Below are 24,801 nucleotides of genomic sequence, written 5' to 3' on the forward strand. Positions count from 1 at the left end.
GCCGAGCCATGGCTTGCGTTACCAAGCGGGGACAAAAGCGACGCGTCGATTGACTTGCGAGTAAGATTCTCTCTCAGTAGACGCCTGCGTCGAGCTACCGCCGGCGCTGTCCCTCTCGACCAGCGACTTCCGAGCGTAACGAAGTGAGCTGGGGAGAGGAGGCGGCGCGGGCCCTACGGAAGGAGAGACATGGCACGTCCCATGACCATGGCCGAGAAGGTGCTTGCAGCCCACGCGGGCCTCGAGGAGGTCGTGCCCGGCCAGCTTATCGAGTGCGACCTGGACGGCGTGCTTGCCAACGACATCACGGCGCCCATCGCCATCAAGACGGTGCGCGAGATTGGCGCTGGGGTGTGGGACCCCACGAGGATCTTCCTCGTCCCGGACCACTACAGTCCCAACAAGGACATCAAGAGCGCCGAGCAGACCAAGGTCACGCGTGACTTTGCCCACGAGATGGGTATCACCCACTACTACGAGCAGGGGTGCATGGGCATCGAGCACGCCCTTCTCCCCGAGCTGGGCATCGTGGGCCCGGGCGACCTCGTGATTGGCGCGGACTCGCACACCTGCACGTATGGCGGCATCGGCGCGTTTTCCACGGGCGTTGGCTCCACGGATGCCGGTGTGGGCATGGCTACCGGGCGTGCTTGGTTCAAGGTTCCCGAGACGATCCGCTTCGAGATTGACGGGAAGCTCCCGGCGGGTGCCAGCGCCAAGGACGTCATCCTCTATGTGATTGGTCAGATTGGCGTGGACGGCGCGCTCTACTGCGCCATGGAGTTTGCGGGCTCGACCATCCGCGACCTCTCCGTGGAGGGCCGCCTGACCATTGCCAACATGGCCATCGAGGCCGGTGGCAAGGCGGGGCTCTTCGAGGTGGACGACGTGGCGCGCGCCTGGCTTGCCGGCCGCACCGAGCGCCCTTGGACCGAGTGCCACCCCGACTTGGGTGCAGGCTACAGGCAGGTCATCAAGATCGATGCGGCCGACATCGTGCCGCAGGTCTCGTGGCCGCACCTGCCCTCCAACACGCATCCCGTGGCCGAGAGCCGCGACATTGCCATTGACCAGGTTGTTATCGGCTCCTGCACCAACGGCCGCATCGAGGACATGCGCGCGGCGGCCGAGGTCCTGCGCGGCCGCACCGTGGCCGATAACGTGCGCTGCATCGTGATCCCGGCCACGCAGGGCGTGTGGCTCAAGTGCGTGCACGAGGGGCTGATGGACGTCTTCATCGACGCCCACTGCGTGGTCTCCACGCCTACCTGCGGACCATGCCTGGGCGGCTACATGGGCATCCTGGCGGCAGGCGAGAGGTGCGTGAGCTCGACCAACCGCAACTTCGTCGGCCGCATGGGAGACCCGACGAGCGAGGTATACCTGGCGAGCCCGGCCGTCTGCGCCGCATCGGCCGTCGCCGGCCATATCGCGCTGCCGAGCGACTTGTAGCGGGGAGGGGGGCGGGCGCATTGCCGCTGCGCTCAGACAGCTTGGCTTCGCCAAGAACTCGCGCAGCGACAAAGCGCCCGCCCCTCGCTGGTTGCAAGGCCGGCGACGGGCGTCCCAGCAGCCGGTTCTCTTGCCTGCTGTTTGTTGCAGCGCGTTCTTCTCGGCTTTGCTCCTCTGTGCTTTTTGCTCTTCCAGCGGGTGGAGGTTCCGCCACGGCCCTGACGCGAAAGACGGTTCCTCTGCCTGTGCGTAGTTTCGATAGTGGGCGGTGGTGGGTCTCTCCGCCCAGCGAGTTTCGCAGCGCGTCCCTTGCGCGAGAATGTCCGAGCGGGGCGGAGAGACCCACCACCCCTCCTCTTAGAAAGGAAACCCATGCAGTTCCGAGGAACCGTCTTCCGCTACGGCAGGGACATCGACACCGACGTCATCATTCCCGCCCGCTACCTCAACACGTCCGACCCGGCTGAGCTTGCCAAGCACTGCCTCGAGGACCTCGACAAGACCTTCGTCTCGCGCATGAGGCCGGGTGACATCATCGTGGCCGATGAGAACTTTGGCTGTGGCTCCTCTCGCGAGCACGCGCCCGTGGCCATCAAGGCGGCGGGCGTCTCGTGCGTCATCGCCAAGAGCTTTGCTCGCATCTTCTATCGCAACTCGATCAACATGGGGCTTCCCATCCTGGAGTGCCCCGAGGCGGCGGATGCCATCTCCGATGGCGACGTCGTGAGCGTTGATGCCGATACCGGCACCATCACCGACGAGACCACGGGTGCGGTCTTCCACGCCCAGCCGTTCCCGGCGTTTATCCAGGACATCATCAGCGAGGGTGGCCTCGTCGCGCGCACCAAGCGCGTGCTTGCCGAGAAGAGGGGGGAGTAGGCATGGCCAAGGCGACCTATCGCGTGTGCACGCTCCCGGGTGACGGCATTGGCCCGGAGATCATGGCAGAGGGCAAGAAGGTCCTTCTCGCGGTAGGCGAGAAGGCCGGCGTCGAGTTCACGTTTGATGACCGGCTCATCGGTGGCGCCGCCATCGACGCCTGCGGCGACCCGCTTCCCGACGCCACCCTCGAGGCCGCACGCGCTGCGGATGCCGTGCTTCTCGCCAGCGTGGGCGGACCCAAGTGGGACTCCACCGATCCCGCGGTGCCGCGTCCGGAGCAGGGGCTTCTCGGCATCCGCAAGGGGCTGGGCCTCTACACCAACCTGCGCCCCGTCAAGATCTATGACGCCCTGGCCGGGGCCTCCACGCTTCGCCCGGAGATCATCCGCGGTGTCGACATGGTGCTCGTGCGCGAGCTCACGGGCGGCATCTACTTCGGCCACCGCGAGCGCTTCTACGACGAGGAGGGTGCCGGCGCCAACGGTGCCCGCGGCCAGCGCGCCTATGACGTCATGGAGTATCGCGAGTACGAGGTGGAGCGCATTGCTCGCAAGGCATTCGAGGCCGCCCGCAAGCGCCGCAACAAGGTGACGAGCGTCGACAAGCGCAACGTGCTGGAGACCTCCCGCATGTGGCGCGAGGTGGTGCACCGGGTCCATGACGAGGAGTTCCCCGAGGTCGAGCTTGAGGACCTGCTCGTTGACAACACCGCCATGCAGCTCATCAACAGGCCCGCCGACTTCGACGTCGTGGTGACCGAGAACATGTTCGGCGACATCCTCTCCGACGAGGCCGCACAGATCACAGGTTCACTGGGCATGCTGGCGTCTGCGAGCCTGGGCGACGGCGTCTCGCTCTTTGAACCCTCCGCCGGCTCCGCACCCGACATCGCCGGCAAGGGCATCGCCAACCCGCTGGCGCAGATCCTCTCCGTGGGCATGATGCTCGCCTACGCCTTCGACATGACCGAGGAGGCTGGCTGGGTCGAGTCTGCCGTGGAGCGCGTGCTCGACGAGGGCTGGCGCACCCGCGACATCGCCGACGACGCCACGCCGGCGGACCACGTGCTGGGCACCTCAGTGATGGGCGACAAGGTGGTTGCCGCCCTCGCCTAGACACCGAGAACTTGGTTTAGAGCATCTAGCTGTGGCCCGCACGGTCTTCTCGCCGTGCGGGCAGCTTGTCTGTACGCGTATCGGTCCCCTACGATCCTGTGCATCCTGCCTTTCGATCTTGTATAGACAAAACGCTTGGCCGATGAGTCTACCTTGCCAACTGCCTGCGAATATATAAATTCGAATTAAAATAACATGCCAGCTTGTCGTATAAGATCGAGGGGCGGCAAAGTCGAGTGACGTGCTGCCTTCTTACCCCCTCTTGCCACTGACACCAAGAAATCGACCGTTTACAACCTCTTAAACGCTGGAGTCCTTGAATACGCTCGCAAAACAGTCATTATCGTCTTATGAAATGAATGTACAAAATAATGTATATTCATCCGCCCAAAGGGGGAGCTGATGCCTGACGTGCTCAACAAAGCGGGAATCACCACGCAACGCGTTGCCGTTAAGCTCTGCGGCATTCCCCTGGGGACGAGGATTCCTACAGTCTCTGAGCTGCAGGAATCTTGTGGGGCTTCTCGCGGCAACGTCCAGAAGGCCCTTACCGCCATGAAAGACTCTGGTGCCGTAACCTTGGAGGCGCACGGTCAGAACGGAACTCTGCTTACGGCCGTCGATTATCTCTCGCTTGCTGACGCCTGCGGTAGGCGGCACCTTGTGGGTACGATGCCCCTGCCCTATACGCGGCGCTACGAAGGGTTGGCAACGGCTCTCTACACGTTGTTCAATGAGGGAGGTATGCGCTCGTTCATCACGTTTCTGCGTGGTTCGGAGGCCCGCGTTCAGATGCTGTTTGACGGCTCTACCGACTACGTCGTTATGAGTCAGATGGCACTCGAGGAATATATCCGCGCTGGCTTTGAACTTGAGGCGGCCTTGACCTGCGGCTCCTTCAGTTACGTTGGGCGTCACGTGCTCCTTGTCGCAGATGCCGCAAGGACGGACTGGTCGGGCGCTCGTGTGGGAATCGACGAGTCTTCGGTTGACCAGAGCAGCCTCACGCGTCGTTACTTTGCTAATGAGCAGGTCGATTACGTACCTGTTCAGTACACGCATATCGTGAACATGCTGTTGGCTGGCGAACTCGACGTGGGCATCTGGAACGAGGACGATGTTCACATGAAGACCTCAGGCCTTGCCACACGTCCTCTGAGCGGCCTTGGCGCACAGGACTCAAACACCCGTGCCGTGGTGGCCGTTCGCGCGGACGATCCCTTTTCACGCCAGCTCATTCGTTCGCTTGCGAGCGCCGAGAAGATTGAGAACATCCAACGGCAGGTCATGGAAGGACGGTTGGCCGCGCGGTACTGACCGGGGATTAAACCCAGAGGACAAGAGTAGGGAGAAGAGATGGATGAGCTGAGCGAGAGGATCGAGGTGCTCCGGAGCTGCGGCTTTGTCGATGACCCTGGCATGCGTGACCTCAACAGGATTGCGGAGGTTCTCGTTTCCGAATGCGGGGTCTCTCGTGATGACGAAGTCCTGGGCACGCTCATCACTCACGTTGCAGCGGCGCTTAAACGTGCTCGTGATGGCGAGAAGATCAATCCGCTCGCTGCCGACATCATCTCTGACGTCGTGGACAGCGAAGTCTATCCAGAGGCCCTGCGCATCCAGCATGAGCTCCTTGACTCCATGGAGAACGACCTTTCGGCTGATGAGAGGGACTTCGTGCTTGTGCATATAGGTGGCCTGCTCATGTCGCGGGCTACCAGGTAGAAAGGAGAGGGCAATGAGAATTGCGGTCGGTGGACTCAACAAAAATGAGATGGAGGCGGCCATCAAGAAGGCAGCTCCCGATGCGGAGGTTACCGTCACCAACGACATGACGGGTGCCCAGCTCATCAAGCAGGGGAAGGTCGATTACTACTTCGGTGCGTGCAACTCGGGTGGTGGCGCCGCCATCTCGATCCTGATTGGCCTGGTGGGATATCCCAAGTGCTGCACGGTCTGCAAGAACGGCTGCACCCCCAAGCTGGACGAGATCAAGAAGTTCGTCGACGAGGGCAAGGTTGTTTTCGGTATGACGGTGGACACCATCGACCAGACGGTGCCTCTGCTCATTGAAGCGCTTAGCGCAAAGTAACTCGCGCTCTGACGTGCGCGGCGAGGTCGTGGGGGCCGTGTCGCATATGCACGTAGGCTTCGCCGGGCGGATAAGGCCGCTCGGAAGGAAACGGAAAAGAAGGGATGTGCTCAATGGAAGTCAACGCTTTTAGCATTTTGCTCGTCGGCGCACTTTGCGCCATGACGGCTCTCTGCTCTCATCTTGGAGTTGCCGTGTTCAACGACGGCGTTCGTCCGTTCGTGCCAGAGATGCTTGAGGGTCGCATGCCGCGCCCCGAGTACGGTGTGGCGGTCTTTGGTCTCTGCATCGGCTTCATCGCGTCGGTCGGCATCGGTAACGCCCTTGCCACGAACCTGCTCAACCCCTGGTTGCTTTTCCTTGCAACCGACATCATCGGTGCCTTCTGCCCCAATAAGGTGTCGGCTGCTGTTGCCGGAGCCGCATGGGGCGTCCTGTGCCTTGTGGGCCTCGGCGGCATCAATGCCGTCCTGACCTTCCTGCCTGTTGACGTCCTTGGGGCCCTTGGCCAGCTTGGCACCTACATCGTGACCGGCTTTGCCCTGTTCCCCGTTGTTGCCATCATCATGCAGTTTGGTTGGAAGCGCGGAATCATCACTGCCGTCATTGCACTTCTCGCCCGCGTTGTCGGCCCCATGTGGAAGTTCGGCCCCACCCAGACCTCCATTAGCGCCGATGCCTGGTGCCTGCTTGTTGGCGTGCTTGCGCTCGTAATCTTCTGCATCATTAAGGACAGCAAGGAGAAGAAGGACGGTCCTGGCGAGTTCGAGGACAACGTGTTCACCGAGCGTGTCGCGCGCATCCGCAAGAACGTGCCGTTCCTGATGATTTGTGGTGCCCTCATTGCCGTGGTCTGCAACCTGCACCTGTTTGCCGGCTCTACTGTCTCTATGTTCAACCTGCATGACGCCTACTACACTGCGGGCGCTGATGCCGCCGGCTTGATTCAGACTGCTGCCGTCAACGAGCTCTTCCGCGGCATTAGCTTCATCCCGCTGATTGCCGTCACGGCCATTACCACTGGCGTCTACGGTGTTGCGGGTTTCACCTTCGTCTACGTTGCTGGCTACCTCTCTCCGAACCCGATTGTCGCCGCCGTCCTTGGTGCCGCCATTATTTTCTGCGAGGTTATGCTTCTGTCTGTCATCGGTAGGCAGCTCGGCCGCTTCCCCAGCCTTCGTGATGCCGCGGATAACATCCGCTCTGCTATGGGTACTACCGTTGAGTTCGCCGTTCTCTTTGGCTCTCTGAATGCCGTCATCGTGATGGGCACCTCCGTGGGTAACGCCGCTCTGGCGTTTGCCATTGCCGCCGCCATTTTCTACGTGAACGAGGTCACCGGTCGCAAGATTATGCGCATGGCCATCGGCCCCGTCTTCGCCCTGGGCACTGGCATCATCCTGAACCTGCTCTATGCCGTCGGTCTCGTTGCCCTCGCTGCTGCGTAATCGCACCTTTTGTCCTGAGGCCCGCCGCCTCTCTCGGCGGCGGGCCGATTCTGCGGGGCGAGAAGCCCCCAACGTTCTTCTCGCCTGCTATTTGTAGGCCGGGGGGGGGAAGGCATAAGCATGATCCAGACCGTACTCGGCCCCATTGAGACCTCCAAACTTGGTGTCACGATGGCTCACGAACATCTCTCCGTTGATCTCGGCAGCGTTCGTGGCGATGAGGACTCCATCTTCACTGACTCTCCGCTTGTACGCTCGGAGATGGGGCACCTGCATGCTACTGGTGTAGACAGTGTGGTTGAGGTCAGCTGCATAGATATGGGCCGTAATGTGAGTGCGCTTGTTGAGATCTCACGTGCAAGCGGACTCAATATTATCTGCTCTACTGGCTTTTACCTGGAGAAATACCATCCCGCGTGGCTCAAGGAGGCTCCGGTCTCAAAAATCGAGGACACCTTTCGCCATGAGTTTGCCGAGGGAATCGACGGCACTGACATCAAGCCGGGCGTCATTGGCGAAGTCGCGGGGGAGAAGACCGAGATAACGGAGTCGGAGACCAAAGTCATGGTTGCCGCAGCTCACGTTGCCTCCGAGGTCGGCTGTGCCGTGACCACACATTGTCAGCTCGGGTGCATGGCTCCCGAGCAGGCCGACTTGTTGATTGGGGCTGGCATGGAGCCCGAGAAAGTTGTTCTTGGCCACCTTGACCTTGCCGACAATCTCGACTATTACCGTTGCGTCTTGGCACGTGGCGTGAACATTGGTTTCGACACCTGCGGCAAGATCGCCTATCTTGCCGATGAGAGACGTGCCCAGGATCTTGCCGTGCTCGCCGCAGAGGGCTTTGCTGGGCAGATCGTCCTGTCAACGGACATCTCACGCCAGTCCTACATGCATGGTAAGGGAGGCTTTGGTTACACCGCCGTCATGGACCGCGTGCTTCCTATGGCGCGCGAGGCGGGCCTTTCCGAAGACGACATCGACACAATGCTGGTGAGCAATCCGGCTCGCATCTTCGACATCGAGGGTGGTCTGCAATGAAAACCTATCCACTCTACTCCCGCACCTTTGAGGAGGCGCGAGACCTGCAGTTCAAGGTTGTGGATGCGACGTCGCGCGCGTTTGCGGGCGAGGAGCTGCTGGACCTTGGGGACCTGGGAGTCCACAAGGGCACCAACCGGCCGCTCCAGACCATTCGGGTCGAGCATGTCTTCGCCGAGGCCTTTGATGCCGAGGATGCCGTGCTCGTGCGCGGTGCCGGTACCGGGGCGCTTCGTTGGGCTATTGTTGCCTGCGTTGAGCCGGGGACTACGATTCTGGTTCATGACGCTCCTGTATACCCGACCACACAGGTGACTCTGGATACCATGGGCTGCAAGACCGTAGTGGCTGATTTTAACGATGACTCCTCCATAGCTGCCGTTTGCGCGATCCACAGGCAGCAGATTACCGGCGTCCTGGTTCAGCATTCGCGTCAGAAGCCGGATGACTCCTATGAGCTCGGCCACGTCATCAAACAGGTTCGCACTGCGCTGGGGGGCGTGCCCATTGTGACGGACGACAACTATGCTGCCACCAAGGTCATGGCCATCGGCAATCAGCTTGGGGCTGACCTCGCCACCTTCTCGTGCTTCAAGGTCTTGGGTCCGGAAGGCGTCGGCGTGGTCATTGGCAAGAAAGAGCTTGTCGAGAAAATCCGCAGTATGCAGTACTCCGGCGGATCGCAGGTTCAGGGTCATGAGGCCATGGCGGCGTTGCGCGGCCTGGTCTATGCTCCGGTGGCGCTCTCCATTACTGGTGCCACATGCCACGAGGTAGCCCAGCGCTTGAACGATGGCGAGCTCGAGCATGTGCGCGCTGCGTATGTGGCGAATGCCGAGAGCAAGGCGGTGCTCGTGGAGTTTGACGAGGACGTGGCTGATGAGGTTCTGGCGTTGGCACCCTCCCATGGTGCGGCACCCCATCCTGTGGGCTGCGAGAGTCGCTATGAGTTCGTACCCATGTTCTATCGGATTAGCGCGACGTTTCGTGCCAAGGACCCCACTTGGCAGCGGCGAATGATTCGCATTAACGTCATGCGTTCTGGTCCGGATACCGTCATCCGCATTCTCCGCGAGCTTCTTGCTGCGGTCTATGCAGGTTAGGGGGCGTCCATGTTTCTTGACAGGCTGGTTGAGACAAATCGTCCCTTAGCTGAGCTCGCACTCGCTTGGGAGGCAGATGGCAAGATTCTTCCCGACACCTACCTCATTGATCTTGACATGGTTTGCAGGAATGCGGCCATCATGAAGGCTGCCGCAGATGGGGCGGGCATCTCGCTCTACTTCATGCTCAAGCAGCTGGGGAGAAACCCGCTTCTTGGCCGGCGTCTTGCGGAGCTGGGGCTCTCGGGTGCCGTGTGCGTGGATTTCCGCGAGGCCCTGGTGATGGCCGAGGCGGGGGTTCCCCTGGGAAACGTCGGCCATCTCGTCCAGACGCCGCATGCGGCGCTCGGGCGCATTCTGGCCGCACGCCCCGAGATCATGACCGTCTATTCCGTTGAGAAGGCCGTGGAAATCGGCGCCGAGGCCGAGCAGCAGGGTTTCGTGCAGCCCATCATGCTGCGTGTCCTTGGCAAAGACGACACCCTCTATTCGGGGCAGTATGGTGGTTTTGCCGTCGACGGCCTTGGAAGGGTGGTTGATACCCTGGAGAAGGTCGGCGGCGTTCGAATCGCTGGCGTCTGCTCCTTCCCGTGCCTGCTTTTCTCTAAAGAGAGCGGCGAGCTTGAGCCTCAGCCCAACGCGCAAACCGTTCGCGAGGCAGCGGATCTGCTGGAGGCACGCGGCTACGATGGGCTCCAGCTCAACATGCCGTCCGCAAGCTGCGCTCACTCTGTGCCTATCGTGGCTGCCTTGGGCGGCACCCACATGGAGCCTGGACACGGACTTTCTGGCACTACGCCATATCACGCCGCGCATCCCGGTGAGCCCGAGGGGGTTGCTTACGCGTACGTGAGCGAGGTCAGCCACGATCTGGGTGACGTCTCCTACTGCTACGGCGGCGGGCACTATCGCCGCGGGCACCTACAAGGCGCCTTGGTTGGAAGCTCGATTGACTCCGCATGCCGTGTGGAGGTCACTCCGCCCACTGACGAGAGCATTGACTACTACTTCGAGCTTTCGCGCTGTCTGCCTGTTGGAGATCCGGTTCTCATGTGCTTCAGGACGCAGCTCTTTGTTACCAGAAGCGAGGTTGCGGTGGTCTCGGGCCTCTCGGAGGGAAAGCCGTTCCTGGAGGGCATCTTCGACACCCAGGGGCGTCGTGTCAGATAGTTCGTCATAGGCTTCCCTTGATATCAGCGGGGGAGCCATTTCATCGAAGGGGGACTCATGCAGGAGAAGCGCGGAAAGTTCGTCATCATTGTCCTGGACGGTTTTGGCGTGGGACAGATGCCCGATGTTCCGGAGGTCCGGCCGGCAGACATTGGGGCCAATACCTGCGTCCACATATTCGATCGCACGCCTTGCCTGGCGTTGCCAAACCTGGCCGCACTTGGCCTGGCGAACGCGGCGGGCAAGGAGTTTGCCGGTCTACCCTTCTCGCCTGGCGCCACTTGGGGACGCGGCGCCCTTACGCATCAGGGTGCAGACACCTTCTATGGTCACCAGGAGATCATGGGGACCAAGCCGCCGGTGCCGCTGACCGAGCCTATTCAAGTCGCAGTTGACGAGATTGCCGAGGCGCTGACCAAAGAGGGCTTCTCGGTGCACTTTTACACGTCCGAGAAATCTGGCATGCGTTTCATCATTGTCAATGATGCCTGTACCGTGGCGGACAATGTCGAGTGTGACCCTGGTCAGGCCTTCAATGTGACCGCCGCCATCGATGACCTGGATTTTGACACCGAGCTCAAGATCGGTCGCATCGTCCGTGGCATCGCAAAGACTCCGCGCGTCATCACCTTTGGCGGGCGTGGCGTCCACCTTGGCAATCTGCTTGCCGCCGTCGAGGAGCATGGTGGCTTCATCGGCGTGAACGCGCCCGCTTCTGGCGTCTATAACGATGACTACCACTGCATCCACATGGGCTATGGCGTCGACGAGAAGGTCCAGGTGCCCTACATCTTGGGGGAGCATGGCGTTGACGTGCACCTTCTGGGCAAGGTGGCCGACGTCTGCGCCAACCACTTTGGCGAATCGGAGTCCATTGTTGATACCGCTGAGGTGCTGACGCGAACTCTGGAGCTGGTCAGGCAGCCGGGCAGCGGCTTCATCTGCACCAACGTGCAGGAGACCGACCTCATGGGACATCGTGAGAACGTTGCTGGTTACGCCGAGAAGCTCACGATTGCTGACGGCATCATCGGGCAGATTCGCGCATCGCTGGCACCTGAGGACGTCCTTGTGGTCCAAGCAGACCACGGAAACGACCCCACCATTGGGCACCCGCACCACACCCGCGAGTACGTGCCTCTCCTTATCTCGCACGAAGGGGCACCGGTGGGCTGCATCGGGACGCGCGCCACGCTCTCTGATGTGGGCGCCACGGTGGCGGACTACTTTGGGTGTCCTTCGCCGGAGAACGGTACGGGCTTCTGGTCGCAGATCAGGGGTTAGGGATGACGCTTTCCCTCGAGGACCGGCTCGTGGTGGCGGGCCGGGCCCTCGGTCGCTCCGTCGTGGCGATAAACCCGCATGCGCGTGAGGAGGCATCGCACAAGTGCGAGGGCTTCTCGTACCTTGGCGTAAAAGATGATGCTGGGCTGCCCCAAGAGCTTCTCGACCGTTTTCTCCTGTCGCCCGATTGGCTCGTGCTCACCGTTGACCACAAGGCCGACCTTGGACGAAGCGTGGATACGGAGCTCGTGAACCCGCTGACCTACAGGGCGATGACGGGGTCTACCAGTGGTGGCCCGATAAACGTGTTGAAGGGGGTAAACGACGTTTGCATGGGGACCGACGGCGGCGGGAGCGTGCTTGCCCCGGCGCTGGCAACAAACCTTTTTGCCGTCATGGGAAAGGGGCTGGGGCTTCTGACAACGGGCGAGGGGCGTTCGACGGACGGACTTGTGTTTCGAGGCGGTGTGGGATTCATCGGGAGGGGCTTGGGACTGGTAATTTCAGCCGCAGAGCTTGCCTGTGGGGAGTCGCTTGCGGGTGGTGCGTTGCCGCGGGTGGTGGCACCCGTCGCTGGTTCGACGCTGCTCCCCGGCGGAGAAGACATGCGCAAGAAGGTAGATGGGTTTCTCACTGAGGCTGGCCTGCCTGCTGCTTCCGATTACGCCTTCTCCGACGTCTATGATTGAAGGCGCACTGTGCCCGAGCTGGGTGCTCTGTGGGAACGTGAACCCCTAGCCTGTGTGGTGACGTTTGAGGGGCCTATTGACGTGCTTTCGGCGGACGAGACCATCCCTCGCGGCTTTGGCGGCGTGGCTCCTGACATGGTGGCACATGTGCGTTCCAAGGCGGTCTGCAAGTCCGTAAACATGGCGGGCGGCACGGCGGTCTGTATTCCGACTGGTGAGCTGGCCTGCGGGCTTCTCGTTTCCTGCGGTCCGGGTGTCGAGGCCGCGCGAGGGGCGGTGCGCCTTGCGCACGAGCTTGCGACCCATATCCAGCTACCAGAGATGCTTGTAAGCTATTCTCACGACCGGCAGAAACCGCCACGGGCGCTAGACCTGTTCTAGGGCAGTGTCACGTAAACCGTCGGCCGCCCATTGGGGGTGGGCGACCGACGGAAAAGAAGGGATGCGCCCAATGGCTTATCGGGCACATCGGCTGAACTATAGCGTATGGCTTGGGGTGCCTCAAAATGCACATGATGCGTGTTGTGCCACTAGGCTCTAAGGACAGCCGTAGGCCCTGCTGGGCTTGAAGCGGCTACCGTTGCCTTGGCGAGAAGCGCCTCGTTGCTGGTGACGAGATAGACCGCCTCGAGACGGCTGCTATGGTTGTGTCGCCAACCTCAACTCCCACGCGGAGGACGTTGCACACGGCATATGTGATGGGTTCGACGTACGGTAAGCTGTTCGTGCAACGTGACGCGAAGCTGTATTGCTGGGAACATCACAACGTGTTGTGGCAGGGGTTCACGCCCGGTGTCGTGTCTTCAGAAGGCTCAGGCGGGCTGAAGCAAGCTTCGCATCCCAATTGGATATAGCCGGATCGGGTGGTTCAGGCAGCCTTCTGCGACGCTGACAGTGTTTCAAAGCCCCGTCGCTCACTCGGGATATGCACCGAGGAGCGGCGGGGCTTCTACGTGCTCGTAGACCCCTTAAATCTGAAATCCGCTGTTACGCTGGACTTTTACGCTCGGTTCAATTTATGTCCGGACGGTCCGGTAGACTGTCCACCGAACAGGGAAACCGATGATTTTCGAAACCGAGGTAATCGCATGGTCGCAAGCGCGTTGCTGATGGCGGAGGAGACGAGGTCGCACGTGGTCGCGACGACCGGCGACGCCGCGCGCTCAGATTACTCGCAGTACCTTACGCCGTACCAGACGGCGCACCTCGCCGCGTCGATGCTCTCCGACGCGGACGGTGGCAGGCTGCGCTGCCTCGACCTCGGTGCGGGAACCGGCATCCTCTCGGTTGCACTCGCCGAGCGCTATGGCGGCCTGGTCGACGTCGACTGCGTGGAGCTTGACCACGAGCTCGCCCGCATCTGCGACGGTGAGCTGTCGCAGCTCGAGATCCCCCATCGCATGGTGGTCGGCGACGCCCTCATGGTACCGATCGGGCCCGGTTACGACCGGGTTATCCTGAATCCGCCGTACAGGAAGATGGCCGCCGGCGACGTGCGGCAGGCGGGCCTCCCGGCGCGCTCGCCAAACCTGTACTCGGCGTTCATGATGGTCGCGCTGTGGGCTCTCGCGCCTGGCGGCGAGTGCGTGGCAATCGTGCCGCGCTCGTGGACGAACGGGCAGTACTTCCAGCAGTTCCGGGCATGGGCACTGTCCACGTGCTCGCTCGACGCGATGCACGTCTACGGCTCGCGGACCGAGATCTTCTCCGATACGAACGTGCTGCAGGAGACGATGCTCGTGCGGTTCTCGAAGCGGCCGCAGGCACCGACCGTCCGCGTGTCGGAGTCGCAGGTGAAGGACGGCGAGCCCATCGTCCGCGAGTACCCGTTCGACGAGCTCGTGGACACAGGAGGCGATCTCGCGGTGCGCGTGACGCCCGCCGGACGCGGTCCGCTCGACGGCATGGCGACGCTCAAGGCGTCCGGGCTCTGCGCGAGCACGGGCAAGGTCGTGGACTTTCGCTCGCGCGACGTGCTGCGACGCGACTACGAGCCGGGGCTGAACCGGCTCATCTACGCGCGGAACTTCACGCCGGAGGGCTTCGCGCACCCCATCGACAACTACAAACCCCAGTGGATCGACTGCTCGAGCGAAAGGTTCGCCAAGCAGCTCATACCCGCTGGCAGCTACGTCGTCGTGAAGCGGTTCTCGTCGAAGGAGGAGTCGCACCGCGTGAAGGCGCACGTTCTCGACCTCGGCGAGCCGCAGGCGCTCGAGAACCATTTGAACTACGTCCACGCGGGCACGCCGAGAAAGACGGTGCCGCTCGACCCGGCGCTCGCGCGCGGCCTCGAGCTGTGGCTCTCGTCGAGCGAGGTTGACGCGTGGTTCCGGGCGCGCTCGGGCAGCACGCAGGTCAACGCGAGCGACCTGAACGCGATGCCCGTGCCGAGCGCGAGGCAATTGATCGAGCTGGGCGGGCGCTGGTCGCTCGGCCTCACGCAGGAGGAGGTGGACGGGCTGTGTCGATCGGTCCTTCCGTAAGCGTCGAGGGCGCGCGCGAGCTGCTGCGCGACCTCGGCATGGACGACGAGCGCAGCAACGAGCGCTCTGCGATGGTGCTGCTCGCGCTCGCGCATCTCAAGCCCGGCGACGACTGGCGCAGCGCGACGAACGAGATGTACGGTATACGCACGATCATGGACCGAATCGCCGAGGCGTTCGGTGTCGAGTACAAGCCGAACACGCGTGAGACGATCCGGCGGTTCACGCTGCACCAGTTCGTGCAGGTCGGCATCGTCGAGGAGAACGCGGATGACCCGACGCGCCCGATCAACTCCCCGAAGTGGAACTATCGGCTCACGTTCGACACGCTCGACCTCGTGACATGGTGCGGGACATCATGGTATCCCGACCAGCTCGAGATCTGCCTCGAGGGGATAACCACATGGGTCGAGTACAGCTCCGAGCGTCGCGAGATGGCGAAGGTTCCGGTCACGCTTCCGGACGGCACCGAGGTCAAGCTCTCGGCGGGCGGTCAGAACGTGCTGATCAAGGCGATGGTCGAGGAGTTTTGCCCGCGCTTCGCACCGGGCGGGAAGGTGCTCTACGTCGGCGACACGAGCAAGGTCGACGAGACGGTCGATGCCGAGACGCTGGAACGCATCGGGGTCAAGCTGCCTGAGCGCGGCAAAGAGCCCGACCTCATCGTTTGGCGCGAGGACAAGGGCTGGCTCTACCTCATGGAGGCGTGCTCGACGCACGGCCCGGTGGACGTCACGAGGAAGCACGAGCTCATCGAGCTGTTCGGCGACTACGGACACCCGATCGTCTACGTCTCGTGCTTCCCGAGCAGGAAGGTCATGCAGGGCTACCTCGGCGACCTCGCGTGGGAGACCGAGGCATGGTGCGCCGACGCGCCCGACCACATGATCCATCTCGATGGCGGGAAGTTCATGGGGCCGTACTGATGCAGCTCACGTACCTCATCAGAAGCGCCGAGGTCAAAGACCGGTTCCTCAGCGAGGAGCTGCCCCTCGGGGTGACGCGTGGCGCCGTCGGCACCTACGAGGCGGAGGGTGGCGAGCTGTACATCCTCTCGTTCAGCGTCGAAGGGTCGACCATCGCCGGCGCGAGGACGTTGTCCAAGCTCAGGTGTGCGCTACGGGATGACGCCAACACGAGGTTCCTCGCCGACGACGCCACGCCGGCGGACCACGTCCTGGGCACCGCCGCCGTGGGCGACAAGGTGGTTGAGTACCTGTAGGGGCGACGTGCCGCTGGCGACGGGGGCGTGTCCGGTCGCCGGAAGCGCGTATTTGGCGAGAGTTGCAACATTTGAGGCCCTCCGGCGATTTCCCGTCGCCGGAGGGCGCTTTCTTGCAACTCGAATGCAGCGCAGCGTGTGCGCAGTACGCTACAGTGACGTCTGTACCAGCGTGGGATTGAAGCCGGCCTCGCGGATGGCATCCACGATCTGCGCCTTGTGCTCCTCGCCGTACGCCTCAATCGTCACGCGCAGCTCCACCGCGGCGTTCCTGTTGGTCGAGACGAACTGGTTGTGCTCGAGCTTGATCACGTTGCCGTTCTGCTCTGCGATGACGCTGGCCACGCGCACCAGCATGCCGGGGCGGTCGGGGAGCAGCACGCTCACGGTGAAGATGCGCCCGCGCTGGATGAGCCCGTGCTGTACCACGCTCGACATCGTGATGACGTCCATGTTGCCGCCCGAAAGGATGCACGCCACGCGCTTGCCCTCGGCGGGCAGGTGCTTGGCGGCTGCCACGGTGAGCAGGCCGGAGTTCTCGACGATCATCTTGTGGTTCTCGACCATGTCGAGGAACGAGACGACCAGCTCGTCATCGTCCACGCAGATAACATCATCGAGGTTCTGCTGCAGGTAGGGGAAGACCTTGTCGCCCACCTCGAGAACGGCTGTGCCGTCGGCGATGGTGTTGGCGCCGGGGAGCTTCGTCACGTGCCCAGCTTCGAGCGCCGCCGTGAGGCTTGCCGCTCCCGTGGGCTCAACGCCAACGACGCGGATCTTGGGGTTGTAGAGCTTGGCGAAGGTCGAGACGCCGCAGGCAAGGCCGCCGCCACCCACGGGCACGAGAATGGTGTCCACCAGCGGCAGCTCCTGGATGATCTCCATGGCAATGGTGCCCTGTCCGGTTGCGACCGTGGTGTCGTTGAACGGCGGAATGTAGGTGAGGCCCTGCTCCTCGGCCAGCTCGACCGCGCGCTGCTTGGCATCGTCAAACACGTCGCCATAGAGGACGACCTCGGCACCATAGCCCTTGGTACGCTCAACCTTGATGAGTGGCGTCGTGGTGGGCATCACCACGATCGAGTGCGCCCCTGCGTGCGTGGCGGCATAGGCAACGCCCTGGGCGTGGTTGCCGGCGCTTGCGGTGATCACGCCGCGGCCGAGCTCCTCCTGGCTGAGCTTCGAGATCTTGTAATAGGCGCCGCGCAGCTTGTAGGCACCGGTGCGCTGCATGCTCTCGGGCTTGAGCCACATGCGGTTGCCGGTTGCCGCCGAGAGGTACGGGCTCTCCACGAGCTTGGTCTCGAGTGTGACCTCCTTGACCTTCTCGGATGCCTCCTCGAACGCCTCGAGCGTGAGCATCTCTGGCATGTGGAACCCCTATCTGCGCGAATCTGAGCGAATGGCGTGTGAGATGTTACGGCGCGTCGCCAACATTCCACAGGCGCGCACGCATTGCTTATAGTAGGTCTTCACGGCCCGCCAGATGGTGGTGCGTTTGTGTGAAGTTTCGTGTAAGGGAGACCGCATGCAGGGCGAGAACAACGCTGGCGGCGATACGCCACTCTTTGCCATCCACGACGCAAGCGTGGTGAGGGCGAGCAAGACCATCCTCCACGTGGACGACTTCACGCTGCACGAGGGGGAGCACGTGGCCCTTCTCGGCCCAAACGGTGCGGGCAAGTCGACCTTCATACAGCTTCTCACCAGGGAAGTCTTCCCGCTGTACCGAGACGAGCCGCCGGTGCGCTTTCGTGGCAACCCGCGCCCGCAGCTCACCGACGTGCGCCGCACGCTGGGCGTGGTGAGCTCCACCATGCACGACCAGATCCGCGTGCACCTGCCGTCCATCGACATCGTGACGGGCGGGCTCTTTGGCACGCTCGGCCTGCCCAAGCAGGTTGAGGTTACCGAGAGGGACCGGCAGCTGGGACTCGACGCGCTGGGGCGCCTGGGCATCCCCGAGGTCGCTGAGCGCGACGTCATGACCCTCTCGACCGGCCAGGCCCGCCGCGTCCTGGTTGCGCGCGAGCTTATCCGCGACCCGCAGGTGCTGGTCTTTGACGAGCCGTGCACCGGCCTTGACCCCGAGGGCATGTATCACGTGCGCGAGACCATGGGCACGCTGGCCGCCGAGGGGCGCTCGATCATCCTTGTCACGCACTATCCCGAGGACATCATCCCGGCCATCGGACGCGTGATGCTTATCAAGAACGCAGCCATCTTCGCCGATGGTCCCAAGGTGGAGATCCTCACCGACAAGGTCCTCTCGGACCTCTTCGACGTGCCGCTTCTGGTGGACGAGCATGACGGGTGGTACTCGATGCGCGGATCGTACGGGGTGTAGCACTGGTGGAAGGCCTGGTTGTAGAGGTTGCTCCCAATGGAGACGTCGCGCGGGCCCAAGCGCTTGCGGAGCGCCTGGGGGTCCCTGTGGCACCTTTGGGTGCCGCGCAGGCTACGGGTGCGCTTTGCCTGCGCGTAGCCGAGGAGGGTCTCTCGCTTGAAGGTGACGGGATGTCCCTTGCCGCGGACTTCTCGCGTATGGTGCCTCGCCTGCGCACGGGCAACCTTAGCCGCGAGCTGGTGGTTCGCGCGGCGCGCCTCCGTGGGGCAAAGGGGACGCTCACGGCCGTGGACGCGACCGCCGGGATGGGGGAGGACTCGCTGCTTCTGGCCGCTGCGGGCTTCTCGGTGACGCTCTTTGAGCGCGACCCGGTGATGTGTGCGCTTCTGGCAGACGCCCTTGCGCGTGCGGCGGACGACTCTGCCCTGGCGGAGGCGGTTTCTCGCATGGAGCTTCGGGGCGAAGACTCCGTGACGGCGCTCCCCGCGCTGGGGTTCTCACCCGGCGTAGTCCTTCTCGACCCGATGTTTCCCGAGCGCCGCAAGAGTGCGGCCGTCAAGAAGAAACTGCAGCTCATCCAGCGTCTTGAGCAACCATGCGACGACGAGCGAGGCCTTATGGCCGCCGCTCGCGCCGCCGGGCCTTGCCGTATCGTGGTGAAGCGGCCGGCCAAGGGGCCGTGGCTTGCGGGCGAGAAGCCCAGCTATACCGTGGGTGGCAAGGCTATACGGTTTGACTGCTACGCGCTGTAGGGACGCTTGACGGCCATGGCGGCCTGCCATGGCGGCGGCTCCTCTCGGCCCCTCAATCTCACCACACGCATGCCCTAGACTTGCCAGGTTCACCAGACACGTCGCCTGCGCCGCTCGCGTCGGCAGAAGGGGGCACGCATGCCCACGTCAACCAAGGACATCACGACTCCAGTCAAGATCGTCATGCTCACTGGCTATCTGGGGGCGGGCAAGACCACGCTGCTCAACCACATCCTCGCCAATGACGAGGGCATCCGCGCTGCCGTCATCGTGAACGACATCGGCGAGATCAACGTCGACGCAAGCCTCATCAAGAACGGTGGCCTCTCCGCAACCGACAGCCTCATCCCCATGAGCAACGGCTGCATCTGCTGCACGCTCTCATCCGACCTGGCGCAGCAGCTTGACTCCATCGCGCGCACTGGTAACTTCGACTACATCATCATCGAGGCCTCGGGCATCTGCGAGCCCGTCCCCATTGCGTACACCATTTCGTCTATCTGCGACCAGACCAAGGGTGGCACCGCGCCGCTTGACCTGGACAATATTGTTGCCGTGGTGGACTGCGCTCGCATGTATGACGAGTTCAACGGCGGCCACGCCCTTCTCGCCGACGACATCGAGGAGGATGACGTCGAGGGCCTGCTCATCCAGCAGATTGAGTTCTGCACCACGCTCGTGCTCAACAAGTGCGACCGCGTGACGCACGAGCAGGTGGCCGAGCTCAGGGCTATCGTGCGCGGCCTGCAGCACGACGCGCGCATCGTGGAGGCCGTGAACGGCAACGTCCCTATGGACGAGCTGCTCAACACCGGACGCTTTAGCTTTGACGAGGCATACGGCTCGGCTGCCTGGGTTGACGCCATGGAGCATCCCGAGGAGCACGAGAACCCCGAGGTCCTGGAGTACGACGTCTCTACCTTTGTCTACCAGCGCCGCAAGCCCTTCGACTACCATGCGCTCTCCGAGTTTGTGAACAGCTGGCCCGAGTCCGTGATTCGCGTCAAGGGTCTCGTGTGGGTCAATAACGATCCGGACATGTGCTATGTCTTCGAGCAGGCAGGGCAGCAGTTCACGCTTACCGAGAACGGCCAGTGGGCGGCGCTGATGCCTGCCGACGTGCTCAAGAACACCATGGCCGAGGTGCCTGAGCTGCGCCGCGATTGGGACCCCAAGGTGGGCGACCGCATGGTGCGCCTCTGCGTGATCGGCCGTCACATGGATCGCGATGCCGTAGAGCGTGGGCTTGACGCTTGCCTCACCACGTGGGAGGGCGAGACGCCCGCTATCGGGGGGTTGGAGTAGGACCGTGCGGTGCACGGCCGGGCTCTTGGTGACGCTGAGGGGAGGGCCATGGACGAGAATGACGAGACGCGCGTGATGGGCGCCGATGGCGACCTTGACGCCACAGTGCATGTCCTGCCTGCCAGCTCAGACACCGCTCCGTCGCCACGGCGCGGTGCGGAGCCAGTTCGCAATGCGGTGCCGTCGCCGTCGCAGACGAGCTACTACGGCTATGGCTATGGTGGCGCGAGCGGCGGCGATGGCGGCCCTCGGCGCGGGCGAGGCCCCAACCTCAAGCGCATAACGTTTGTGCTGGTGGGGGCGCTTGTCGCGCTTGTCGTTTTTGCCGTGGTCTCGAGCTGCGTGAGCGATGCCGTGTCGAGCGTGGCATCGGGGGTTGCGAGCGGGGTGGCCTCGAGCGGTACGAGCAGCACGAACTCCAGCACCAGTACCGACACCGGCTTCGAACTCGATGGCCTCGGAGAGGCGCTGGGCGATGCCGCCACAACCTTGGGCGCCGTTGCCGAGGGTATGGGCAGCGTGGCGCAGGACCTGATGTCCGAGCTTCCTTCTCAGGTGCAGGATCTTCCCGACGCAGCCGGCCGATAGTTCGCAAATTGGCCATGGCGACCCCAGCAGGGAGCCCTTGAGAGGCGTTTTTTCCTCTGCGGCAGATTCCTGTGCACAAAATTGCCCTATCGAACGGTTTTTCCTGAGTCGCTGCATAAAAACGCCCTATCGAAGGGTGCCTGTGACAGTCTTTCATCAATTTTGAAACTAATGTTCCAAGATAATGCATATTTATTGGAAAATACTCAGTTATTTGGAACTATAGTTACATTCTTGATATGGAATCCCGAAATCGACCGAACGATAGACCGTTTTCATGCAGAGGAAGCCAAAAAGTCGTACGATAGGCCACTTTTATGCAGGGTTGGACCTTCGCGGCTCGGTCTCTTGGCAGGTCGTTTCTCTTGGGCGACCCGCCTTCCTTCGAGTGGCCTTCCGCGGCGCTGGGACTTCTCCGTAACTTCCGTACGGTTACGGTCGTCTGGCTAGCGAAACCCTGCGCCACAGTAGTGGCTCGCACACCTGCAGAATCGTTGCATACCGCTCGCAGAATTCTTTCTCCACCGTGACGCGGAGTAGGTAGCGTTTTGGCAATTAAAAAGCTGGGCGTCGAGAGGGGCTTGTTATGCTCAATCATTTTTGCAAGTGTCCACTGTGGGAGTGCAACCGCACGCTCATCCGCGTGGCTCAGGGCCAGGAGCCAGCTGACCTCGTCATTCGCCACGCTCGGCTGGTAAGCGTCGCAACGCACGAAATCCTTGATGACACGGACATCGCCATCGCGGCCGGGCGCATCGCCTACCTGGGCATTGGTGGCCACACGGCCGAGCACTGCATTGGCGAGAAGACCACCGTTATCGATGCCGCGGGCCGCTACGTGGCCCCGGGTTTCATGGACGGCCACATCCACGTGGAGTCTGCCATGGTGGGACCTTCCGAATATGCCCGCGCCGTAGTGCCGCATGGCACGACTGGCATCTACTGGGACCCGCACGAGGCCATGAACGTCGCTGGCCTCCCCGCGCTCAAAGAGCTTGTCCGCGACTCCGAGCGCGTTCCGCTCAAGTGCATGGTCACCCCTGGCTCCTGCGTGCCTGCCGTGCCGGGCTTTGAGGACACCGGTTCGAAGATCGATGCCAAGGACATCCGCGAGACCATGGGCTGGGACTCTGTGGTGGGTCTCGGCGAGATGATGAACGACCCGGGCGTTCTTGCCTGCGACGGGGGCCCGCTTTCCGAGATGGACGAGACGCTCAGGGCCGACAAGACCTTGACCGGGCATTTCACCGTGCCGGGCACCGACCGCCAGCTCAACGCCTACATCGCTTCTGGCATTTCGTGCTGCCACGAGTCCATTACCCGCGAGGAGGCGCTCACCAAGCTGCGCCTCGGTCAGTACGCGCAGCTGCGCGAGGGCTCTGCCTGGCAAAACCTCGAAGAGCTGGCGCACGTTATCACCGAGAACAACATTGACGCGCGCCATGTGAATCTCGTCTCGGACGACAACCACCCCGAGACCCTGGTCTCCGAGGGGCATATCGACCGCATCTTGCGCAAGGCCGTGGGCTACGGCATCGATCCCGTCTCGGCAATCCAGATGGTCACGATCAACGTGGCCGAGTGTTTCGGCATGGCGCGCGACCTCGGCTCCGTCACGCCGGGCAAATGCGCTGACCTCGTGATCCTCGAGGACCTCAAGGGCTTCCGCGTGACGCACGCCTTCATCGACGGCGAGCTGGTGGCGCAAGACGGCGTGGCGCTCTTCTCGCCAGAACCATACCCTTGGCCCGGCTTCATGTTTAACTCCATGCACGTTGCGACAGACATCAGGCCCGAGACCTTCCGCATTCCCGCAGCTCACGCCGACGGCTCGCCGGTGAAGGGCGAGAGTGCCCTCGTACGCGTGATGACCTCGAGCGCAGGCTCAACGGTCACCAGGGAAGAGCACCTCGAGGTGCCCGTGGTTGGCGGCTGCCTTGCGTGCGTGCCCGAGAGGGACATCCTGAAGGCATTCGTCTTCGAGCGCCACCACAACACGGGGACGTATGCCTATGGCTTTGCCAAAGGCTTTGGCATCCACGGTGCCCTTGCGCAGACCGTGGCCCACGATGCCCACAACCTGCTGGTCATTGGCGATAACGACGAGGACATGGCCCTTGCGGCAAACCTGCTTATCGACTGCGGCGGAGGCGAGGTGGCCGTTGCCAACGGAGAGGTGCTCGGCCAGGTGAAGTTGCCAGTCTTGGGCCTCATGAGTCCCAAGAGCGTTGAGGAGGTGGCCGAGGAGGTCCGCGGAGCCGAGGCCGCCTGGGCGAAGATGGGCTGCACGATGCCCTCGCCGTTCATGACGATGGCGCTGCTCTCGCTTGCCTGCATTCCCGACCTCAGGCTTACCAACCGAGGCTACGTGGACTGCCACGGGTATCAGTTTGTGCCGGTGATGGTGGAGTAGAAGCGATGGCGGCCGGCGCACGGCCCGCAGCCGCTCGCCGGTCCCGCTGTCACAGCAGCTCGTCCAGCGTCTTTCCGTAGCTGGGGAGAAACTCTCGCACGAAGTCCGCGACCTCGGGCATCCGCGAGGCCATCTTGTCCACCTTGGCGCGGATGCCCTCTTCGGCGGTCTTGAACTCTGCGTTTCCCGATTGGCCCTCGTCGATGCACTTGATGAGGGCCGATATCTTGTCGGCAGCCTTCACCAGGCAACGCAGGTACTGGTCGTTCTCGTCTGCAGGATCGCCACGGAAGATCTGCTCGTACGTGGGCCGCAGGTCTTCTGGTAGCGTCTCGAGCAGCGTATCCTCAGCGCTTCTCTCCACGTCCTTGTAGGCGTTGCGGATGCCGCGGTTGGCGTACTTCACCGGCGTGGGCATGTCGCCGGTCACGATCTCGGTCGTGTCGTGGAAGAGGCCGATGAGCGCGGCCTTCTCGGCGTCGAGATGACGACCGTGGCGCACGTTGCCAAGCGTGGCCAGGCAGTGGGCAATCGCCGCGACCTCCAGGGAGTGCTCGGAGAGGTTCTCGGGCCGCGCGCTGCGCATGAGGGCCCAGCGCTCTATGTACTTCATCCTCGAGACAATGGCGAGAAATGTCGATTGCTCCGTCATGCCGCGGCCTTCCTGATGGGTTTGCGTCGCTTAATGGTACGCTCGAATGAGACGGAGGGACAGTCCCTTTGTCTCATCCAGAAGGCGTTTGGCGGGGGCACACATGAAGGTTCTTATGCTTAACGGGGGCATTAGCCCTAAGGGAAACACCGGCATCGCGCTGGCAGAGGTGGGCCGCGTGCTCGCCGGGCAGGGCATAGACTCCGAGGTCTGCCATCTTCCCCTGGCTCCCGTGCGCGACTGCGTGAGCTGCGGCAAGTGCTTCGAGATTGGTCGTTGCGTCTTTGATGATGATGGGGTGAACGAGTTTGTCGAGAAGGCCTCGGCGGCGGACGGCTTTGTCTTTGGCACGCCTGTCTACTATGCGCACCCTGCCGGTCGCGTCCTGGCTTTTCTCGACCGAGTGTTCTACAGCGAGCATGGCCAGTTTGCCTTCAAGCCGGGTGCTTGCGTGGCCGTGGCACGTCGCGGCGGCAGCACGTCTTCGTTCGACGTGATGAACAAGTACCTGGGCATCTCGAACATGATTACGGTGGGGTCCTCGTACTGGAACATCGTCTACGGCGCCAAGAGCGGCGAGGCCGCCCTGGACACCGAGGGCATGAAGACCATGCGCAACCTGGGGCGCAACATGGCATGGCTGCTCAAGAGCATCGAGGCCGGACGCGCCGCGGGTGTTCCCGCGCCCGAGGCCGAGGGCGGCGGCTGGATGAACTTCATCCGATGAGACGAGGGTGAGACAAGGGGGCCGTCCCCTTGT

General features: G+C 62.6%; 24 protein-coding genes. 22 read left to right on the forward strand and 2 right to left on the reverse strand.

The genetic code is table 11. The annotated features are described in order from the left end of the window. Nucleotides 1–189 precede the first annotated feature (189 nt). The 16 genes from leuC (at nt 190) to ACO59D_RS06925 (ending at nt 15,984) form a co-directional block, all read left to right on the forward strand. Nucleotides 190–1,452, forward strand: a complete 1,263-nt coding sequence (gene leuC, locus ACO59D_RS06850) for a 3-isopropylmalate dehydratase large subunit (RefSeq protein WP_485126344.1) — start codon at nt 190–192, stop codon at nt 1,450–1,452. A gap of 372 nt (nt 1,453–1,824) precedes the next feature. Beyond that, nucleotides 1,825–2,331, forward strand: a complete 507-nt coding sequence (locus ACO59D_RS06855) for a 3-isopropylmalate dehydratase small subunit (RefSeq protein ID WP_485126345.1) — start codon at nt 1,825–1,827, stop codon at nt 2,329–2,331. 2 nt (nt 2,332–2,333) lie between these two features. Beyond that, nucleotides 2,334–3,449: a 3-isopropylmalate dehydrogenase gene (gene leuB / locus ACO59D_RS06860; RefSeq protein WP_485126346.1), complete on the forward strand. Its 1,116-nt coding sequence runs from the start codon at nt 2,334–2,336 to the stop codon at nt 3,447–3,449. A gap of 402 nt (nt 3,450–3,851) precedes the next feature. Continuing rightward, complete coding sequence (gene yhfZ / locus ACO59D_RS06865; RefSeq protein ID WP_485126347.1) at nt 3,852–4,766, forward strand: GntR family transcriptional regulator YhfZ; 915 nt, start codon at nt 3,852–3,854, stop codon at nt 4,764–4,766. A 39-nt stretch (nt 4,767–4,805) separates the two neighbouring features. Beyond that, nucleotides 4,806–5,174 (forward strand): PRD domain-containing protein, encoded by a 369-nt coding sequence (locus ACO59D_RS06870; protein ID WP_485126348.1) that lies wholly within the window; start codon nt 4,806–4,808, stop codon nt 5,172–5,174. A gap of 13 nt (nt 5,175–5,187) precedes the next feature. Continuing rightward, nucleotides 5,188–5,541 carry a DUF2620 domain-containing protein gene (locus ACO59D_RS06875; protein ID WP_485126349.1) on the forward strand — a complete coding sequence of 118 codons (354 nt, stop codon included), beginning with the start codon at nt 5,188–5,190 and terminating at the stop codon, nt 5,539–5,541. Nucleotides 5,542–5,654: 113 nt separating this feature from the next. Next, on the forward strand, nt 5,655–6,989 hold the full coding sequence (locus tag ACO59D_RS06880; RefSeq protein ID WP_485126350.1) for a YhfT family protein: 1,335 nt from the start codon (nt 5,655–5,657) through the stop codon (nt 6,987–6,989). A 120-nt stretch (nt 6,990–7,109) separates the two neighbouring features. After that, a complete protein-coding gene (locus ACO59D_RS06885) occupies nt 7,110–8,030 on the forward strand; it encodes a phosphotriesterase family protein (protein ID WP_485126351.1) in 921 nt (306 codons plus the stop codon). Further along, nucleotides 8,027–9,133 carry an aminotransferase class V-fold PLP-dependent enzyme gene (locus ACO59D_RS06890; protein ID WP_485126352.1) on the forward strand — a complete coding sequence of 369 codons (1,107 nt, stop codon included), beginning with the start codon at nt 8,027–8,029 and terminating at the stop codon, nt 9,131–9,133. Before ACO59D_RS06885 ends, ACO59D_RS06890 begins: the two co-directional genes overlap by 4 nt. A gap of 9 nt (nt 9,134–9,142) precedes the next feature. Then, nucleotides 9,143–10,303, forward strand: coding sequence for an alanine racemase (locus tag ACO59D_RS06895; protein ID WP_485126353.1), 1,161 nt, complete (start codon nt 9,143–9,145; stop codon nt 10,301–10,303). A 57-nt stretch (nt 10,304–10,360) separates the two neighbouring features. Beyond that, on the forward strand, nt 10,361–11,587 hold the full coding sequence (locus ACO59D_RS06900; protein ID WP_485126354.1) for a phosphopentomutase: 1,227 nt from the start codon (nt 10,361–10,363) through the stop codon (nt 11,585–11,587). A 2-nt stretch (nt 11,588–11,589) separates the two neighbouring features. Beyond that, nucleotides 11,590–12,276 (forward strand): hypothetical protein, encoded by a 687-nt coding sequence (locus tag ACO59D_RS06905; RefSeq protein WP_485126355.1) that lies wholly within the window; start codon nt 11,590–11,592, stop codon nt 12,274–12,276. A gap of 81 nt (nt 12,277–12,357) precedes the next feature. Continuing rightward, on the forward strand, nt 12,358–12,657 hold the full coding sequence (locus tag ACO59D_RS06910; RefSeq protein ID WP_485126356.1) for a hypothetical protein: 300 nt from the start codon (nt 12,358–12,360) through the stop codon (nt 12,655–12,657). 707 nt (nt 12,658–13,364) lie between these two features. Beyond that, nucleotides 13,365–14,762 (forward strand): methyltransferase, encoded by a 1,398-nt coding sequence (locus ACO59D_RS06915; RefSeq protein ID WP_485126357.1) that lies wholly within the window; start codon nt 13,365–13,367, stop codon nt 14,760–14,762. Continuing rightward, a complete protein-coding gene (locus tag ACO59D_RS06920; RefSeq protein WP_485126358.1) occupies nt 14,741–15,688 on the forward strand; it encodes a BsuBI/PstI family type II restriction endonuclease in 948 nt (315 codons plus the stop codon). Before ACO59D_RS06915 ends, ACO59D_RS06920 begins: the two co-directional genes overlap by 22 nt. Continuing rightward, the gene (locus tag ACO59D_RS06925; protein WP_485126359.1) at nt 15,688–15,984 is read left to right on the forward strand and encodes a hypothetical protein; all 297 of its coding nucleotides are present in this window, start codon (nt 15,688–15,690) and stop codon (nt 15,982–15,984) included. The genes ACO59D_RS06920 and ACO59D_RS06925 overlap by 1 nt, the downstream gene beginning before the upstream one ends. Nucleotides 15,985–16,134: 150 nt before the next feature. Here ACO59D_RS06925 and ilvA read toward each other — a convergent pair whose 3' ends face one another. Beyond that, entirely contained in the window at nt 16,135–17,355 is a 1,221-nt protein-coding gene (ilvA, locus tag ACO59D_RS06930) for a threonine ammonia-lyase (protein WP_485126360.1), read from the reverse strand. 157 nt (nt 17,356–17,512) lie between these two features. On the opposite strand from ilvA, the gene ACO59D_RS06935 reads away from it, so the two are divergent. The 5 genes from ACO59D_RS06935 to ACO59D_RS06955 all read left to right on the forward strand — a co-directional run bounded on the left by ACO59D_RS06935 (nt 17,513) and on the right by ACO59D_RS06955 (nt 23,389). Beyond that, on the forward strand, nt 17,513–18,331 hold the full coding sequence (locus ACO59D_RS06935; protein WP_485126361.1) for an ABC transporter ATP-binding protein: 819 nt from the start codon (nt 17,513–17,515) through the stop codon (nt 18,329–18,331). A 5-nt stretch (nt 18,332–18,336) separates the two neighbouring features. After that, nucleotides 18,337–19,083 (forward strand): class I SAM-dependent methyltransferase, encoded by a 747-nt coding sequence (locus ACO59D_RS06940; protein ID WP_485126362.1) that lies wholly within the window; start codon nt 18,337–18,339, stop codon nt 19,081–19,083. Nucleotides 19,084–19,221: 138 nt separating this feature from the next. Beyond that, nucleotides 19,222–20,388 (forward strand): CobW family GTP-binding protein, encoded by a 1,167-nt coding sequence (locus ACO59D_RS06945; RefSeq protein WP_485126363.1) that lies wholly within the window; start codon nt 19,222–19,224, stop codon nt 20,386–20,388. A gap of 48 nt (nt 20,389–20,436) precedes the next feature. Continuing rightward, entirely contained in the window at nt 20,437–20,976 is a 540-nt protein-coding gene (locus ACO59D_RS06950; RefSeq protein ID WP_485126364.1) for a hypothetical protein, read from the forward strand. Nucleotides 20,977–21,562: 586 nt separating this feature from the next. Beyond that, nucleotides 21,563–23,389, forward strand: a complete 1,827-nt coding sequence (locus ACO59D_RS06955) for an adenine deaminase (RefSeq protein ID WP_485126365.1) — start codon at nt 21,563–21,565, stop codon at nt 23,387–23,389. A gap of 49 nt (nt 23,390–23,438) precedes the next feature. Here the strand turns inward: ACO59D_RS06955 and yfbR are convergent, their stop codons facing one another. Further along, the gene (gene yfbR / locus ACO59D_RS06960) at nt 23,439–24,041 is read right to left on the reverse strand and encodes a 5'-deoxynucleotidase (protein WP_485126366.1); all 603 of its coding nucleotides are present in this window, start codon (nt 24,039–24,041) and stop codon (nt 23,439–23,441) included. Between the two features lie 103 nt (nt 24,042–24,144). Here yfbR and ACO59D_RS06965 point away from each other — a divergent pair, with 103 nt between their 5' ends. Then, nucleotides 24,145–24,768, forward strand: coding sequence for a flavodoxin family protein (locus ACO59D_RS06965; protein ID WP_485126367.1), 624 nt, complete (start codon nt 24,145–24,147; stop codon nt 24,766–24,768). Nucleotides 24,769–24,801: the final 33 nt, after the last annotated feature.

This window comes from Tractidigestivibacter sp. (assembly GCF_057241865.1).